The sequence below is a fragment of the Romboutsia sp. 13368 genome, assembly GCF_018336475.1.
Taxonomy (GTDB): domain Bacteria; phylum Bacillota; class Clostridia; order Peptostreptococcales; family Peptostreptococcaceae; genus Romboutsia.
Genome location: NZ_CP048741.1, coordinates 1327185 through 1330077 on the forward strand (window position 1 = coordinate 1327185; position 2893 = coordinate 1330077).

At 28.2% G+C, this 2893-nt stretch carries 3 protein-coding genes; all 3 read right to left on the bottom strand.

The window, feature by feature from the left end:
• Window positions 1-32: 32 nt before the first annotated feature.
• Entirely contained in the window at window positions 33-563 is a 531-nt protein-coding gene (gene epsC, locus G3997_RS05380; RefSeq protein ID WP_296644092.1) for a serine O-acetyltransferase EpsC, read from the bottom strand.
• A gap of 59 nt (window positions 564-622) precedes the next feature.
• The gene (gene cysK, locus G3997_RS05385) at window positions 623-1519 is read right to left on the bottom strand and encodes a cysteine synthase A (protein ID WP_296644094.1); all 897 of its coding nucleotides are present in this window, start codon (window positions 1517-1519) and stop codon (window positions 623-625) included.
• 294 nt (window positions 1520-1813) lie between these two features.
• The coding region (locus tag G3997_RS05390; protein ID WP_296644095.1) for a protein adenylyltransferase SelO at window positions 1814-2893 on the bottom strand (1080 nt) is incomplete at its 5' end.

Consider the following 2893-nt stretch of genomic DNA (forward strand, 5'->3'; position numbering starts at 1 on the left):
TTAGATTGCTTTATACTTAGTACTTTTATTAACTATCTATCATATTCTCTTATTTTAACTACCTTAGCCGGAACTCCAACTACAGTAGCACCTTCTGGTACGTCATTAAGAACTACAGCATTAGCACCTATTTTAGAATTTGAGCCTATATTTATATCACCTAATACTTTAGCTCCCGATCCAATTATGACGTTATTTCCAACAGTTGGATGCCTCTTTACTCCTTTTTCGTTACCGGTTCCACCTAAAGTTGTTCCATGATATATAGTTATTCTATCACCTAAAACTGCAGTTTCACCTATGATAACACCCATTCCATGGTCAATTAATATTCCTGCTCCAAGTGTTGCTCCTGGATGTATTTCTATTCCTGTAAAAAATCTTGCTAACTGAGATATTAACCTTGCTAAAAAAAATAGCTTTTTCTTATATAAAAAATGTGCAAGTATATGTGCTATTCTAGCATGTATTGATGGATATAATAAAAATACTTCTAGTTTACTTCTTGCGGCTGGATCATTTTCCATTATATATTCTAAATCTTTTTTTATTTTATAAATCATTCAAATCCGCCCTTTTTATTAGAATTTACTTTCACTATGATTTAAACTATAAATATTTTTTAAAATATATCGACAGACATATATTTATCTATTCCATCTGGTGCTACTGTAACTATTTTTTTATTAGGATACATTTGACTTAATTTTAATGCAGCGTATATATTAGCTCCTGATGATATTCCAACTAATATTCCTTCTTTTTTTGCCATTATCCTAACTCCTTCATAGCTTTCTTCATCACTTATTGTCATAACTGAATCTACAACATTTTTATCGTAAATTTTAGGTATAAATCCAGCTCCTATACCTTGTATATTATGAACCCCTATTTTGTTTGAAGATATTACTGGTGAGCCCTTAGGCTCAATAGCAACTACTTTTATATTTTTATTTTGTTCTTTAAGATATTTACCAATTCCACTTATAGTTCCACCAGTTCCAACACCACACACAAATATATCTATATCATTAACTTGATTAAATATCTCAACACCTGTTGTTTCGTAATGAGCTAAAGTATTGTATTCATTTTCAAATTGTTTTAAACTTTTATAGTTTGAATTTTCACTTAAAAGCTTATTCATCATTTCTATAGATCCATTCATCCCTAAGTTTGAATCTGTTAATATAAGCTCTGCTCCGTATGCTTTCATAAGAGTTCTTCTTTCCACGCTCATATTTTCTGGCATTACTATAATAACTTTATATCCTTTTAGATTTCCTATCATAGATAAGGCTATACCTGTATTGCCACTAGTTGCTTCTACTAATACATCATCCTTTTTTAACATCCCACTTTTTTCAAGGTTTTCTACCATATAATAAACTGGTCTATCTTTTATACTTCCACCCGGATTATACTTTTCTAATTTTACATATACATTCTCATATTCTATACTACCTAAATTAATCATAGGAGTATTTCCAATCATATCTAGTACATTTTTACATACCATCTTACTCACCTCCCACTTTTTTACTTTCATGTATAGTGTATAGTGTATTTTCATAAAATTTTTAATATGAATTATTCTTATTATATTTATAGATATTCAATTTAATAAAAGTATGACATAGATTTTTAATATAAATTTATAATTTTTAAGCTAAAATGTATAAAATTAAAAATATAGTTAATAATGTAAATATAATCCTCATTGTATTGCTCATAATATGCTAATTAATTTTTATTTTTATACTCCTTAAAAAAGCAGGCATCGGAACCTGCTTTTTTTATTATATATTATATTTTATGTTCCACAATATGTTTTATAGCAACCTAAAGATTTTGAAACTTTAGTATATTCTTCTTGTTCTTTTGAGTATTCATATGGTTTTGAAAGTATATCAAGAAGCTTCATCATAACACTAAGGTCACCTTTATCAGCAGCTTCTATTGCTTCTTCAACTCTATGATTTCTTGGAATTACATAAGGGTTAGATTCTTTCATAAGTTTTTGAACTTCTTCAATTGAGTTTTCTTGTCTTTTAAGTCTTTGTTGATAGTTTTCATACCAGTTTTTGAATTCTTCACTAATAAACATGCCCTTATCCATATTTTTATTAATAGTTAAAGAAACAAATGTATTAGTATAATCTTCTTTATATTTTTCCATCATTTTAAGTAAATCTTCAATAATATCTCTATCACAATCTTCTTCATTAAATATTCCAAGTTTTGCTCTCATTATAGATATCCAATTATTATAAAATATATCATTGTAAGTAGAAATAGCTTCTTGTGCTATATTTACAGCTTCTTCTTGATTCTCACTAAATAAAGGTAATAAACTTTCTGCAAATCTACATAAATTCCAACCTAGCATTTTTGGTTGATTTTTATATGAATAACGTCCTGAAGTATCTATCGAACTAAATACAGTATCTGGGTTATAAGTATCCATAAAAGCACAAGGACCATAATCTATAGTTTCACCACTAATTGTCATATTATCAGTATTCATAACACCATGTATAAATCCAACAGTTTGCCATTTAGCAACCAAACTTGCCTGTGCCTTTATTACTTCTTTAAGGAAATTAATATATTTATTCTCATCATCTTTTATATTTGGATAATGTCTTTTTATTGAATAATCTGCTAATGCTTTAAGCTGTTCTTTACTACCCCACTGTGATATATATTGGAAAGTTCCAAATCTAATATGACTAGAAGCTATACGAGTTAGTACTGCACCTTCTTTTACAGTTTCTCTATATACCCTTTCACCAGTTTTAACTACTGCTAAACTACGAGTTGTAGGTATTTTAAGGTTATACATAGCCTCACTTATTATAAATTCTCTTATCATTGGTCTAGCGTTAGATCG